This is a genomic window from Pararhodobacter marinus (assembly GCF_003122215.1).
Classification (GTDB): Bacteria; Pseudomonadota; Alphaproteobacteria; order Rhodobacterales; family Rhodobacteraceae; genus Pararhodobacter; species Pararhodobacter marinus.
Genome location: NZ_QEYD01000011.1, coordinates 14241 through 28637 on the forward strand (window position 1 = coordinate 14241; position 14397 = coordinate 28637).

Sequence of the window (14397 nt, forward strand, 5' to 3'; positions counted from 1 at the left end):
CGAGAAATTACGCGGAGAGACCCTTGTCCGACAACGCCACCATTCCCCACCTCACGGTCGTCACCCATCCGCTGGTGCAGCACAAGCTGTCGATCATGCGCGACAAGTCGACCTCGACCTCGAAGTTCCGCCAGCTTCTGCGCGAGATCTCGATGCTGTTGGCCTACGAAGCCACGCGCGAGCTGCCGACCGTCAACGTCAAGATCGACACGCCGATCTGCGAGATGGACGCGCCGATGCTGCAGGGCCGGAAAATGGCGCTGGTGTCGATCCTGCGGGCGGGGAATGGTCTGCTGGACGGGGTGCTGGAACTGATCCCGGCGGCGCGGGTGGGCTTCGTGGGGCTCTACCGCGACCCGGAAACGCTGCAGCCGGTCGAATATTACTGCAAGCTGCCCTCGGAACTGGAAGAGCGCTGGACCGTGGTGGTCGACCCGATGCTGGCCACGGGCAATTCCTCGGCCGCGGCGGTCGACATGCTGAAAAAGGCGGGCGCCAGGCATATCGTCTTCATGTGCCTGCTGGCCGCGCCCGAGGGGGTGCAGCGGATGAAAGAGGCGCATCCCGATGTCCGCATCGTCACCGCCGCGCTGGATGAAAAGCTGAACGACCACGGCTATATCGTGCCGGGGCTGGGCGATGCCGGAGACCGGATGTTCGGCACCAAATAAGGGGCCGGCTTCGGAACCCGTCCCAAACTGTTGCGGTTTGTCCACAAGTGATGCGCGCGGGTGCGCCGCTTGTCCCTTTACTCGGGCGAATCACCGGGGCATCCTTGGCGCGCGGTAACAGGGGGTCACAGATGGTTGCCAGAGCGGTTTCGACGGCGGGACTTTCGGTGTTCGCGGTGCTGGCCTGTGCCGTCCTGCTGGGTGTGCCGGGCAGCGCCGGGGCGCAGTCCGGGCGCGTCCCGGCAGAGCTTCCCCCGGCCGATTACGGCGCCTCGCAATACATCGATTCCAATGGCTGCGTCTTCGTGCGCGCGGGCTTCAACGGCAGCGTCAGCTGGGTGCCGCGCTTCGACGCGAACCGCCAGCCGATGTGCGGTTATGCGCCCACCAATGGCGGCCCGGCGCCTCTTGCCGATGCCGCCCAGGCGCCCGAGGGCGGAACCACGGCCTCTGCTGCGCCGGCGCAGGCGGCTCCCCTTGCGCCCGCGCCGCCGCCCGTGACCGTCGCCGCGCCCGAGGGCACGACCTCGCGCGTGCGGGTGCGCACCGCGACCAGCGTGATGGAGACCCCGCCCAGCCAGACGCCCAGCTATCCCGCCGCGTCGCGTTCGCGCGCCGCGGCACGGGCCGCCGCCGCGCCCGTGCCCCGCATCACCGCGCCCATGGTGGTGCCCTCGGACACCGCGGTGCAGGGCCGGCGCTATCGCAGCGACTGGGCGGCATGGGACGGGCTGAACCCGCGCCGGGGCGCCCCGGGTTACGGGCATGTCATGGGCCGCGACCGCGATTCACGCTGGCAGGACGCCTATCTGCACGGCCAGATCGCCACCAACCCGACCGGCTACGTCCCGCGTCCTTCGGCGCCCGAGCCTGTGGCGGCACCCGCGCGGCCCGCTCATGCGCAGGCCGCCGCCGCGCAGCCGGCATCCGGCGGGCGGATGACGGCGGGGCAATATGTGCAGGTCGGCACCTATGGCACGACCTCGAACGCGCAGCTTGCCATCGGCCATTTGCGCTCGAGCGGGTTCCCGGTGGCGCTGGGGCGCGCGGTGTCGGGCGGGTCGGAATACCAGATCGTGCTGGCCGGGCCGTTCAGCTCGCCGGGGCAGCTGCACGCGGCTTTGCAGCACGCGCGCGCGATGGGCTATTCGGACGCGTTCATCCGATAAGCCACGCCGGCGATCCCGGGACAGGCCGCGTCAGCGCGCGGCCTGCCATTCGGGCAGCGGAAACAGCCGGTCATAGGCCCAGTTGAAGACCAGCGCATACAGCATGTAGAAAAGCGCGAAGGACACGTCCATCACCAGCGCGTGCCACAGCGAGATGCCCAGATACCACGCGATGAAGGGCATCAGCGCGATCAGCAGCCCGATCTCGAACAGCACGGCATGCAGCACACGCACCGGTCCCGTCTTCAGCGTTGTGCCCCGCAGCCGCTGCAAGGCATGGTCGAAAAGCAGGTTGTAGAGCATGTTCCACAGCGTCGCGAGCGTGGCGGCGACGATGCCCACGACGCCGATATCGTGCATCGGCATGCCGAAGGCGAGCGCGCCCAACGGGATCATCACCACAAGGGCGATGATTTCGAAACTGAGCGCATGGCGGAGTCGGTCGAGCGGAGAGCGCATGGCAACCTCGGGATTAGCCGCCGGGTCGTCCCGGCCATCTGGTCCTTCGGCGGCCCGTCAGGCTGCTACGCAGCCGGGCGTCCGTCAGGGGAGGTCGTCCTCACGCCCGGGCATATGCCACCGGCGCGTCGCTTTTTCAACCCTTTCACGGGGCGCGGCTGAAGCCGGGGCCGGCTTACTGGGTGCAGATCGCCTGAAGCTGCAGCCATTCGCCGTCGCTCAGCAGCGGGGCGTCGCGCAGCGAGCCCGGCTCGCCGGCGTTGAGCGCCTGCGCGATGTCCTGCCGCTCGGCGGGCAGTGACGCGGCATAGGGCAGCGGCGACAGCGCCTCGGTGCGGAACCACTGGGCGATGGCGGCGGGGTCGGGGCGCGCCGGGGCCTGCGTCAGGCGTGCGCGGGCATAGCCGCGCAGCGCGTCGTCGGGCAGGGCGCCGGTGGTCAGCAGCCCCGCGGTCGCGCCGGTCCCGGCATGGTGCAACACGTCGAGCAGCGGGTCGCGCGCGCGGGCGTCCTGCGCTTCGGCAAGGATCCAGCCGGCCAGCGCCTCGGCACTGTCGAGCCGGGTGATCAGCTCTTCGCCCAGCACGATCAGCCGTCCGGGCAGATGCGCCGCCTGCGCCCCGGGCAGGCCCGCGATCACCATCACCCGCCAATCCGGCCCCAGCACGAGATTGCGCAAGGTCGCCATCGCCTGCCGTCCCTCGGGATCGGCGCAGATCCTTTCGCCCGCCGCGCTTTCCAGCATCGCGTCGATGGCGTCGCGCCCGATCTGCGCGCGGGCGGCGGGGGGCACGATGGCGGCGGTGCGCGTGACCAGCACGCGCGGCAGCATCATCAGCCCGATCAGCACCGCCAGTACGGCCAGAGCCGCCACCGCCATGCGCAGCCGCGCGAAACCCCGGCGCGGGCTGAGCGCAGCGCGGATCGTGTCCAGGGCTTCGATCAGCAGCGGATCGTCCAGTTCCAGCGTTTCGCCGGTATCGTCGCTGAGAGGGGCAAAGATCGCGGGTTTCTGGCCCCGCGTCAGACGTTGAACCGCCGGCAGGGACCAGTGGCTGAGCGGCGCGCCGCTCTTGCCGTCGGCGATGACAAGGCTGGCATTGCCCAAGGACACGACGACATCGCGGCGCTGGGCCTCAGGCCCCGCCCGCCAGACGCCCGCTCCTTCGAGCCGCGCGTATTTCTCAAGCGCCGTCATGCCTCAACTACCGCCCGTGGTTTTTATGAAATCGGGTCGCAGCCAGTCTAACCGAGCGCGGGGATTGGCGCCAGTGGCTGTCCGGGACGGTCCCCGTTACATCGTTCTGGCCAGCGCGCGAAGCTCGAATTTCTGGATCTTCCCGGTCGATGTCTTGGGCAGGTCGTGAAAGATCACCCGCTTGGGTGTCTTGAACCCGGCCAGACGCTCGCGGCAAAAGGCGATGAGCTCGGCCTCGGTCGCCTCGGCGCCCGCTTTCAGCTCGACGAAGGCGCAGGGCACCTCGCCCCATTTGTCGTCGGGCTTGGCCACCACGGCGCAGAGCGACACGGCGGGGTGATGGGCCAGCGCGCCCTCGACCTCGACCGAACTGACATTCTCGCCGCCCGAGATGATGATGTCCTTCGAGCGGTCGGCGATCTTGATATAGCCGTCCTCGTGCATGAAGGCGATGTCGCCGGAACGGAAATAGCCGCCCTTGAACGCTTCGCGCGTGGCTTCGGGATTGCGGAAATAGCCCTTCATCACGCCGTTGCCGCGATGCATGATCTCGCCCAGGGCCGCGCCGTCGCGCGCGACCGGAGTCATCGCCTCGTCCAGAACGGTGATGTCCTCCATGAACGGCATCTTGACCCCGGTGCGCGCCTTGACCGCGGATCGCTGATCCTGCGGCAGGGCGTCGAACCCTTCGTGCCATGTGCATTCCGTGGCGGGGCCGTAGGTCTCGGTCAGGCCATAGACCTGCGTGACGTTGAAACCCAGCGGCTCGATCGCGGCCAGCGTCGCGGCGGGGGGCGGGGCACCGGCGGTGAAGACCTCGACGACGTGATCGAAGGGCCGCCGCTCGTCATCCTTTGCGCCGATGATGGTGTTCAGCACGATGGGCGCACCGCCGAAATGGGTGGCGCCCTCGTCGGCGATGGCCTGATAGATGCCCCGGGCGGTGATCTCGCGCAGGCAGATGATCGCACCCCCCAGGGCAGGGATCATCCACGGATGGCACCACGCGTTGCAATGGAACATCGGCACGATGGTCAGGTAACGCGGGTAAAGCGTCATGCGCCAGCTGATCGGCTGGGACATCGTGGACAGATAGGCGCCGCGATGGTGATAGACGACGCCCTTGGGCCGCCCGGTGGTGCCCGAGGTATAGTTCAGCGCCAGCGATTCCCATTCGTCCTGCGGCATGATCCACGCGAACGCATCGTCGCCCGAGGCGATCAGGTCCTCATAGACCAAGTGCCGCCCGCTGGGCGCGACGCCTGCCTGAGGGTCCGGCACCTCGACGATCTTCGGGCCGCCGCCGATGACGATGCAGGCCCGCTCGACCAGTTCCACCAGCGCGCTGTCGACGATCGCCACCTTGGCGCCGCCATGCTCGAGGATATAGGCGACCGTATCCAGATCGAGCCGCGTGTTGATCGAATTGAGGATCGCGCCCGCGACGGGCACGCCGAAATGGGCCTCGGCATGGGCGGGAACGTTGGGCAGAAGGACGGCCACGACATGGCCGGGCTCGACCCCCAGCTTCGCCAGGCCCGAGGCCAGCTTCGTCACCCGCTGATGATATTGCGCATAGGTCCAGCGCTCGGTCCCGTAGACCAGCGCCTCACGCGTGGCGAACAGGTCGGCGGCGCGGTTGAGATGCGACAGAGGCGTCAGCGGCACATAATTCGCGGCGCATTTCTCCAGCCCGGATTCATCGGCCAACCATCCCATTCGTCGCACTCCCTCGCTGACGCTCCCTGCGGGCCATATTGGCGACAAGTCGGGCGCTGGGGAAGGGGCTGCGATGTGAAGGGCGCGGCGCGGGGGCGGGCTGAAATGCCTGAATTATGACGCAATTGGTCCGCGCATTTGCCATCGCCGGAGGATTGAATGAGCGCAGGAAGCATCCCCGCTTCATCAGGGAGGGATCGGACATGCCGAAGCATCTCATCGACCGCAAGAGCACCGCCAATCGCCAGCCGCCCCTGGCGCACAACGCCCGCGCGGGCGTTTCCATGGCGCGGGACACGGTCGCCTGTGACGACGGCCTGGCGCTGGCGGGCGGGCTGATTGCGGGGACGCGGGTGGCGACCGATATGGGCTGGCTGCCGGTGGAAGAGCTGCGCGCGGGCGACCGCGTTGCGACCTTCGACAACGGGATGCGCCCGCTGAGGGCGGTGCATGTGTCCAGCCTGCATACCGATATCGCCGGCGCGCCGCGCTCGGTCTGGCCCCTGTCGCTGCCGGCGGGGGCGCTGGGCAACCGGTCGGCGCTGCGGGTGCTGCCCGGTCAGGCGGTGCTGATCGAATCGGACGCCGCCGAGGCCCTGTTCGGCGATGCGTTCACGCTTGTCCCGGCTGCCGTTCTGGACGGCCACAACGGCATCGCGCCGGTCGAGCCGGACCACGAGATTTCCATCGTCACGCTGGTATTCGACGGGGCCGAGGTGATCTATGTCGACGGCACGCTGCTGGCGCAATGCGGCGGGGAGGGTGCCGCCGCCGGGTATCCGCGCCTGTCCGAGGCGCAGGGCCGACAGCTCATCGTCGCGATGGACGCGCCGCCCTATCCGCGCGGCTGACCCGCTTTCCGCCCGTCGGACAGGCCAACGCCCGCCCCCTTTCAGGGGCGGGCGTTTTCATTTCTCACCGTCCGCGGATCAGGCCGCGACCTGAACCCGGTTCTTGCCGTAGAAGGTCTGCCCCTTCGCCGCCATGTCGCGCAGAAGCTGCGGGCACCGGAACCGCGCGCCGAACTTGCCTTCCAGCCGGTCGCAGATCTCGACCGCTTTGTCGGCGCCGATGATGTCCAGCCAGCCGAACGGGCCGCCCGACCACGGCGCGAAGCCCCAGCCCAGGATCGCACCCACATCGCCCTCGCGGATGTCTTCCAGCACGCCCTCTTCCAGCGCGCGGACGGCTTCCAGAACCTGCGCCATCATCAGCCGGTTCTGCACCTCGTCCAGCTCGGCGCCTTCCTTGGCGGGGAACTTTTCGTTGAAGCCCTGCCAATAGGCGCCGCGCTTGCCGGCCTCGTCATACTCGAAGAACCCGGCCTTGGATTTGCGGCCCAGGCGCCCCTCGTCGACCATCCAGAACACCACCTCGTCCACGGCGTCGTCGGGATAATCGTTGCCCATCGCCGCCTTGGTCGCCACGGCGATCTTCTTGCCCAGATCGAGCGAGGTCTCATCGACCAGTTGCAGCGGCCCGACCGGGAAGCCCAGAAGCCGCGCGGCATGATCGACCATCGGCATCGGCGTGCCCTCGGCCGCCAGCCGCATCCCCTCGTTGATATAGGGGATGATGCAGCGGTTGGCGTAAAAGAAGCGCGCGTCGTTCACCACGATCGGCGTCTTGCGGATCTGGCGCACGTAGTCCAGCGCCTTGGCCACCGCCCGTTCGCCGGTCTTGGCGCCCTTGATGATCTCGACCAGCAGCATCTTGTCGACGGGCGAGAAGAAGTGGATGCCGATGAACTGCTCGGGCCGCTTCGAGGCCGTCGCCAGCGAGGTGATCGGCAGGGTCGAGGTGTTCGAGGCAAAGATCGCCGTTTCCGGGATCACGGCTTCGGCCTTTGCGGTGACATCGGCCTTGACCTTGGGATCTTCGAACACGGCTTCGACGATCAGGTCGCAGCCTTCCAGATCGGCGTAATCCGTGGTCGTCCTGATCTTCGACAGAAGCGCCTGTTTCTTCTCTTCGGTCGACTGCCCCCGCTTGATCGCCTTGTCGAGGATTCCGGCGGAATAGGCCTTGCCCTTCTCCGCCGATTCGAGCGCCGAATCGAGCAGCACCACCTCGATGCCGGCCTTCGCCGAGACATAGGCGATGCCCGCGCCCATCATGCCCGCGCCCAGAACGCCAACCTTGGACACCTTCTCGTCCGGGACGTCAGGCCGGTTCGCGCCTTTTTCCAGCGCGCCCTTGTTGACAAAGAGCGAGCGGATCATCGCGCTGGACGAGGGGTTCATCAACACGCTGACGAAATGCCGCGCCTCGATCTTCAGCGCGGTGTCGAAGGGCACCTGCATCCCCTCATACACCGCCGAGAGCAGCGCCTTGGCCGCCGGGAAGGCGCCCCAGGTCTGCGCATGCACCATCACCGACGCGCCGACAAAGGTGGGGAAACCCGGCGCCGAATAGGGCGCGCCGCCGGGGATCTTGTAGCCCTTGGTATCCCAGGGCTTCACCAGGTCCGCGTCCTTGGCGCCCAGCACCCAGGCCTTGGCCTTTGCCAGCAATTCGTCCGCCGGCACGACCTCATCGATGACGCCCGCTTTCCGGGCCTTTTCGGGGGTGTTGGCCTTGCCTTCCAGAAGCAGCGGCGCGGCGGCCATCGCGCCCAGCTTCCATGACAACCGCGTGGTGCCACCGGCGCCGGGGAAGATGCCGACCTTGATCTCGGGCAGGCCGATCTGCGCCTTAGGGTTGTCGGCGGCAAAGATCCGGTGGGTGGCCAGCGGCAGTTCCAGGCCGATCCCCATCGCCGTGCCGGGCAGGGCGGCGGCGGTGGGCTTGCCGCCTTTCTGCGTCTTGCGGTCCATGCCCGCCAGTTCGATTTTCCGCAGCAGGGCATGCATCGACATGATCCCGTCAAACAGACCCTGCGCCGGGTTGTCGCCCGCATTGTTGCGCATGTCGGCCAGCACGTTCAGATCCATGCCCCCGGCGAAATCGGCCTTGCCCGAGGTGATGACGATCCCCTTCACCGCCGCGTCGGAATGGGCCTTGTCGATGGCGGCGTCGAGTTCCTGAAGCCCCTCGAAGGACATCACGTTCATCGACTTCCCGGGCACGTCCCAGGTGATGACGGCGACGCCGTCGCTGTCCACATCGTAATGGAATTCGGTCATTGCTTGTCTCCCTTCGGCAGATCGCGGGGCCCGGCCCAGACGCTGCCGTCGTGATAGGTGAAGCGGGCGTCACCGCCCTGCATGTGGAGTTTCATGTCGACCTCGGTATAGGTCGCGATCTCGGCATCGGCTTTCGAGCCCACCACCAGAAACGACGCCCGCGCGTCCGAGCGGTTGACGAAGCGATGCCCCACCGGCTCGCCCGCCTTCCACGCCGCGCAATCGCCCGGCCGCATGACCGTCTCGCCCGTATCCTCGGACAGGATCAGCTCGCCCGTCAGCACCATGGCGAATTCGTCCTCGCGCAGATGCCAGTGGCGCAACGAGGCCACGGCGCCCGGTTCAAGGTAAACGATGTTCACCCCGAACTGCGAGAGCCCCGCCGCCTGTCCCAGCCGGTGCGACGAGCGACCGGCCATCTGGCCGTTATAGGGCTCGGGATAGACCGAACCCGTCTTCAGCGGCGCGCTGTCGATGTCGATCTTCGGCATCACACCCGCTCGATGATCGTGGCAGCCCCCATGCCGGAACCGATGCACAGCGTGGCGAGGCCCGTGCCCTTGCCGCTGCGCTCCAGCTCGTCCAGCAGCGTGCCCAGGATGATCGCCCCCGTCGCGCCCAGCGGGTGACCCATGGCGATCGAGCCGCCATTCACGTTGACCTTGTCGTGATCGACGCCGAAAGCCTGCTCGAAGCGCAGCACCACGCTGGCGAAAGCCTCGTTCACCTCGAACAGGTCGATATCCGAGATATCCATGCCGCTTTCGCGCAGGATCTTCTGCGTGACCGGAACGGGACCCGTCAGCATGATGGTCGGATCGGTGCCGATCTTCGCCGTGGCGCGGATGCGCGCGCGGGGCTTCAGGCCGTATTTCTCGCCGAATTCCTTGTTGCCGATCAGGATCGCGGCGGCGCCATCGACGATGCCCGACGAGTTGCCGGCATGGTGGATGTGGTTCACCCGCTCGAGTTCCGGGTATTTCATCAGCGCGATCTTGTCGAAGCCGGGCATCACCTCGCCCATATCCTTGAAGCTGGGCTTCAACGCGCCGAGGCTCTGCATGTCGGTGCCCGGCCGCATGTATTCGTCGCGATCAAGGATCGTCAGGCCGTTGATGTCCTTGACCGGCACCACGGTCTTGTCGAACCGGCCCTCTTCCCACGCCTTGGCGGCGCGCTTCTGGCTTTCCACCGCCATCGCGTCGGCCATGTCACGGGTGAAGCCGTATTTGGTGGCGATGATATCGGCGCTGATCCCCTGCGGGACGAAGTAATTGTCGAAGGCGATCTGCGGGTCAACGGCGATGGCGCCGCCATCGGTGCCCATCGGCACGCGGCTCATGCATTCCACGCCGCCCGCGACATAGGCCATGCCAGCCCCGCCGCGCACCTGGTTGGCGGCCATGTTCACGGCCTCCAGCCCCGAGGCGCAGAACCGGTTGACGCTGACGCCCGGCACGGATTCGTCGAACTCCGAGGCCAGAACGGCGGTGCGGGCCAGACACGCGCCCTGCTCGCCGATCTGGGTGACATTGCCCCAGATCACGTCCTCGATCGCGCTTGTGTCCAGATCGTTGCGATCTTTCAGCGCATTGAGCGCGATGGCCGAAAGCCGGGCGGCGGTGACCTCGTGCAGGGCGCCGTCCTTGCGACCCTTGCCGCGCACCGTGCGCGCGGCGTCATAGATATAGGCGTCGGTCATGAGATCCTCTCCTCAGGCCTTGGCCCGGTCGGCGGGCGATCCGGGCATCATGTCGTAGGGATGTTTCCAGCCGGGCAAAGCGGCGATATTGGCCAGCCAGCGGTCGATATTCGGCCAGTCCTTGCGGTCGAAGCCGAAGGGTTCCGGGTAGTAGAGATAACCGCAACAGGCACAATCGGCGATGGTGACGTCACGACCGACGATCCAGTCGCGGCCCTCCAGATGCGCGTCCAGCGTCGCATAGGCGGCCTTCAGGCGCCCCTGCATGAAGGCGATCACCTCGGCCGGGCGCTTGTCCTCGGGCAGGAAATTCATCAGGAACCGCGTCATGCCCGCCTGGCTCGACAACTTGTGATTGTCCCACAGGATCCAGCGCAGAACCTCGTCCTCGTCGCCCGCAGCACCGCCCAGCTTGCCGGTCGCGCGCGCGACATGCAGCTGGATCGCGCCCGACTGACTGAGCAGGCTGTCGCCCTCTACCAGCAGCGGCACTTCGCCCATCACGTTGAGCGCGCGGTAGTCCGGCGTCCGCGTCTCGCCGCCGAAGAAATCGACATAGCGCGGGGCCCAATCGTACCCGGCCAGCGTCATCGTCAGCGCCGCCTTGTAGGCATTGCCGGATTCCCCGAAGCAATAGAGCTGTGCGGTCATGGCGCGATCCTTTCAAATGGGGCGCGGGTGGGAAGGGCGGAAAGTGAGTATTTGAAGCAGAATGAAGGGGCGCGGTCAGGGTTTCTTAACCCTTCGCCCTCCATCCTTGTCACACGGTACAGGCTGGAGAGCCGATGACCGTGCAGAGTGAAGCCATCGCTCCCTTCCCGAGAGCCGCCGAGATGATCGCTGGCACAGGCGGGGAGGGGTGTGCCCCTGTTCGCGGGATATCGTTCATTCTGCGGGAAATACTCGCGGGGGGTGCGGGGGGCGGCAGCCCCCCGCCCGGCCCAACGGGAGCGAGGGGATCGACAGATCCGCGAGCGACGGGCGGGAGCCCTCACAGCGACCTCCCGATCAGGTCCTTCATGATCTCGTTCGTACCGCCATAGATCCGTTGCACCCGCGCGTCGGTCCACATCTCGGCCACCGCGTATTCCTGCATGAAGCCGTAGCCGCCATGCAGCTGCACGCATTCGTCGAGCACCCGGCATTGCAGGTCCGACAGCCAGTACTTGTTCATCGCCGCCATCTCGACCGTCAGGGCACCCGCCAGATGCGCGGTGATGCACTGGTCGAGGAAGCTGCGTGCGACCACGGTGTTGGTCTTGCATTCGGCCAGTTTGAACCGGGTGTTCTGGAAGTCGATGATCGGTTTGCCGAAGGCTTCGCGTTCCTTGCAATAGGCGATGGTGCGCTCGACCGCGCCTTCCATCGCGCCGACCGCGCCGACGCCGATGATCAGCCGTTCCTGCGGCAATTGCTGCATCATCTGGTAGAAGCCCTGTCCCTCGGCGCCGCCGAGGATGTTCTCGGGCGGAACCGGGACATTGTCGAAGAACAGTTCGGACGTGTCCGCAGCCTTCAGCCCCACCTTGTCCAGGTTCCGTCCGCGGGTGAAGCCTTCGGCGCCGTCGGTTTCGACCGCGACCAGCGACACGCCGCGCGCGCCCTGCGACGGATCGGTCTTGGCCGCGACGATCACCAGATCGGCGTGCTGGCCATTGGTGATGAAGGTTTTGGCGCCGGTCACGCGGTAGACATTCCCGTCCTTCACCGCGCGCGTTTTCAGTCGCTGCACGTCGGAACCGCCCGAAGGTTCGGTCATCGCCAGCGCGCCGACCATCTCGCCGGTGGCCATTTTCGGCAGCCAGCGCTCCTTCTGCTCTTCGGTGCCGTAGGCGAGGATGTAATGCGCGACGATGCCCGAATGGATGCCCGCGCCCCAGCTGGCCAGGTTGAGCCGGGCGGCTTCCATCAGGATCACCGCTTCGTGGCCGAAATCGCCGCCCGCGCCGCCATATTCCTCGGGGATCGAGGCGCAGAGCAGGCCCATCTCGCCCGCCTGGTTCCAGGTGTCGCGATCCATCTGGCCATTCCGGCGCCAACGGTCGACATGCGGCGTCCATTTTTCCGCGATGAAGGCGCGAGTCATCTCGGCCAGCATCTGGTGGTCGTCCTTCATCCAGGGCGAGGGCAGGATCGGGAACGTCATCGGAAAGCCCCTCCCAAGGCTTCGGAACCGTTACTTCTTGCGGGCTTCCAGCTCAGAATTGAACAGCCGCAGCCGGTGCGTGAGATTGTCGCGATCGGTGACGCTGTCGAAATTCTCGAACAGGAAGGACAGCGCTTCGCCCTCATCCAGCCCGGCGTCATGCGCGAAGCGTTTCAGGCGGCGATAGCCGTCCTCGCTCATGGCGACGGGAAATCGGCGGGTCAGGCGCAGGCGTTTGGGCATCAGGTCCCCGCGAAGGGCGTGACGCGGGCGCGGCCCGGCCGGGTGACAGCCCGGGCGGCGTTGATGCCGCATGCGGCGGGCCTGGCACCTGTACTGCTGGTCATCTCCGCCTCCCCTGCGGTTGTCCGTCGTGGTCGCGTGCCGCCGGGGCGCCCGCTTTCGGGGCGCTCCGGCGGGCGCGGGTTCAGAACGCCTCGGCTTCCAGCGCCATGACGGGCGCGGCGCCCGACAGGATACGCGCCAGATGCATGCCGGTGGCCGGAAGCTGCCGCGCCATATAGTAGCGGCCGGTTTTCAGCTTCGTCTCGTGGAACGTGGCGTCAGACGTGCCGGCCTTCAAGGCCGCGTCCGAGGCTTTGGCCATCAGCGCCCACATGTAGCCAAGGCAGACATGACCGAACAGGTGCATGAAGTCGCTCGACCCGGCGAGCGCGGCATTGGGATTCTTCGCGCCGTTCTCCATGAAGAACATCATCGCCGATTGCAGGTCCTTCGACGCCGCTTTCAGCGGGTCGAGGAAGCCGTCCTTCAGCGCCTCGTTCTCCGCGTTCTCCTTCAGGAAGCCCTTCACCATCTCGAAGAAAGCCATGGCCGGCTTGCCGCCCTCGGCGGCCAGTTTGCGGCCCACGAGGTCGAGCGCCTGCACGCCGTTCGCGCCCTCGTAGATCATCGCGATCCGGGCGTCGCGAGCGAACTGGGACATGCCCCATTCCTCGATATAGCCGTGACCGCCATAGACCTGCTGGGCCTCGACGGTCATGGCAAAGCCCTTGTCGGTCAGGAAGCCCTTGATCACCGGCGTCAGCAGCGAGATCAGGCCCTCGGCCTGCTTGTCGCCCAGCCGGTGCGCGCGGTCGATCAGGTGCGCGCCCCACAGGGTGAAGGCGCGGGCGCCTTCGACAAAGCTTTTCTGGTCCATCAGCATCCGGCGGATATCGGGGTGCACGATCAGCGGATCGGCATTGCCGCCCGGGTTCTCGGTGCCGGTCACCGCCCGGCCCTGCAGCCGGTCCTTGGCATAGGCCAGCGCGTTCTGATAGGCGACCTCGGCCTGCGCATAGCCCTGCAGGCCCACGCCCAGGCGCGCCTCGTTCATCATCACGAACATCGCCCGCATCCCCTTGTGGAGATCGCCCACAAGGTAGCCGGTCGCGCCGTCATAGTTCATCACGCAGGTGGCGTTGCCGTGGATGCCCATCTTTTCTTCGATCTTGCCGACCGAGACGCCGTTGCGCTCGCCCAGCGAGCCGTCCTCTTTCACGAGGAACTTGGGCACGATGAAGAGCGAGATGCCCTTCGTGCCCTCGCCACCGCCGGGCGCCTTGGCCAGCACCAGATGGATGACATTCTCGGCGAGGTCGTGATCGCCCGCCGAGATGAAGATCTTCTGGCCGGTGATCTTGTAGCTGCCGTCGTCCTGCGGGTCGGCCTTGGTGCGGATGAGACCCAGATCGGTGCCACAATGCGGCTCGGTCAGGTTCATCGTGCCGGTCCATTCCAGGCTGGTCATCTTCGGCAGGTAGGTCTGCTTCTGTTCATCGGAGCCAGCGGCGAGGATCGCGTTGATCGCGCCGTGGGTCAGGCCCTGATACATGTTGAAGGCCATGTTCGAGGACACGAACAGCTCGCCCACGCCGGTGGCAAGGACATAGGGCAGGTTCTGACCGCCATATTCCTCGGGCAGGTCGAGCCCGTTCCAGCCGCCTTCGCGGATCTGCGCGAATGCGTCCTTGAAGCCCGTGGGGGTGTAGACCACGCCGTTTTCCAGCCGGCAGCCCTCGGCGTCGCCGACGGCGTTGAGCGGCGTCAGCACGCCCTCGGCCAGCTTGCCGGCTTCTTCGAGGATCGCCGCGGTGAAATCGGGTTCGAGCTCGTCATAACCCGGGATCCCGGTCGCGGTGGCGTTGAGGACCTCGTGCAGCAGGAACTGCATGTCCTTGACGGGCGCGGTATAGGTCGGCATCG

Annotated in this window: 13 protein-coding genes; 3 read left to right on the plus strand and 10 right to left on the minus strand. The window is 66.8% G+C overall.

What is annotated here, in order from left to right; genetic code table 11:
- Positions 1 to 23 precede the first annotated feature (23 nt).
- Entirely contained in the window at positions 24 to 671 is a 648-nt protein-coding gene (gene upp / locus C4N9_RS16730; protein WP_281260140.1) for a uracil phosphoribosyltransferase, read from the plus strand.
- A 131-nt stretch (positions 672 to 802) separates the two neighbouring features.
- Complete coding sequence (locus C4N9_RS16735) at positions 803 to 1840, plus strand: SPOR domain-containing protein (protein ID WP_109534500.1); 1038 nt, start codon at positions 803 to 805, stop codon at positions 1838 to 1840.
- 30 nt (positions 1841 to 1870) lie between these two features.
- Here C4N9_RS16735 and C4N9_RS16740 read toward each other — a convergent pair whose 3' ends face one another.
- The 3 genes from C4N9_RS16740 to C4N9_RS16750 form a co-directional block, all read right to left on the minus strand.
- A complete protein-coding gene (locus tag C4N9_RS16740) occupies positions 1871 to 2299 on the minus strand; it encodes a PACE efflux transporter (protein WP_109534501.1) in 429 nt (142 codons plus the stop codon).
- Between the two features lie 175 nt (positions 2300 to 2474).
- Entirely contained in the window at positions 2475 to 3497 is a 1023-nt protein-coding gene (locus C4N9_RS16745; RefSeq protein WP_109534502.1) for a hypothetical protein, read from the minus strand.
- A 96-nt stretch (positions 3498 to 3593) separates the two neighbouring features.
- Positions 3594 to 5216, minus strand: coding sequence for an AMP-binding protein (locus tag C4N9_RS16750; protein ID WP_109534503.1), 1623 nt, complete (start codon positions 5214 to 5216; stop codon positions 3594 to 3596).
- Between the two features lie 203 nt (positions 5217 to 5419).
- Here C4N9_RS16750 and C4N9_RS16755 point away from each other — a divergent pair, with 203 nt between their 5' ends.
- A complete protein-coding gene (locus C4N9_RS16755) occupies positions 5420 to 6067 on the plus strand; it encodes a Hint domain-containing protein (RefSeq protein WP_168192270.1) in 648 nt (215 codons plus the stop codon).
- A gap of 78 nt (positions 6068 to 6145) precedes the next feature.
- Here C4N9_RS16755 and C4N9_RS16760 read toward each other — a convergent pair whose 3' ends face one another.
- The 7 genes from C4N9_RS16760 to C4N9_RS16790 form a co-directional block, all read right to left on the minus strand.
- Positions 6146 to 8341, minus strand: coding sequence for a 3-hydroxyacyl-CoA dehydrogenase NAD-binding domain-containing protein (locus tag C4N9_RS16760; RefSeq protein WP_109534505.1), 2196 nt, complete (start codon positions 8339 to 8341; stop codon positions 6146 to 6148).
- A complete protein-coding gene (locus C4N9_RS16765; RefSeq protein ID WP_109534506.1) occupies positions 8338 to 8832 on the minus strand; it encodes a cupin domain-containing protein in 495 nt (164 codons plus the stop codon). The genes C4N9_RS16760 and C4N9_RS16765 overlap by 4 nt, the downstream gene beginning before the upstream one ends.
- Entirely contained in the window at positions 8832 to 10043 is a 1212-nt protein-coding gene (locus C4N9_RS16770; protein ID WP_109534507.1) for an acetyl-CoA C-acetyltransferase, read from the minus strand. The genes C4N9_RS16765 and C4N9_RS16770 overlap by 1 nt, the downstream gene beginning before the upstream one ends.
- Positions 10044 to 10055: 12 nt before the next feature.
- Positions 10056 to 10694, minus strand: a complete 639-nt coding sequence (locus C4N9_RS16775) for a glutathione S-transferase family protein (protein ID WP_109534508.1) — start codon at positions 10692 to 10694, stop codon at positions 10056 to 10058.
- Between the two features lie 340 nt (positions 10695 to 11034).
- The gene (locus C4N9_RS16780) at positions 11035 to 12189 is read right to left on the minus strand and encodes an acyl-CoA dehydrogenase family protein (RefSeq protein ID WP_109534509.1); all 1155 of its coding nucleotides are present in this window, start codon (positions 12187 to 12189) and stop codon (positions 11035 to 11037) included.
- 30 nt (positions 12190 to 12219) lie between these two features.
- Positions 12220 to 12432, minus strand: coding sequence for a hypothetical protein (locus C4N9_RS16785; protein WP_109534510.1), 213 nt, complete (start codon positions 12430 to 12432; stop codon positions 12220 to 12222).
- Between the two features lie 184 nt (positions 12433 to 12616).
- A complete protein-coding gene (locus tag C4N9_RS16790; RefSeq protein ID WP_109534511.1) occupies positions 12617 to 14395 on the minus strand; it encodes an acyl-CoA dehydrogenase C-terminal domain-containing protein in 1779 nt (592 codons plus the stop codon).
- Positions 14396 to 14397: the final 2 nt, after the last annotated feature.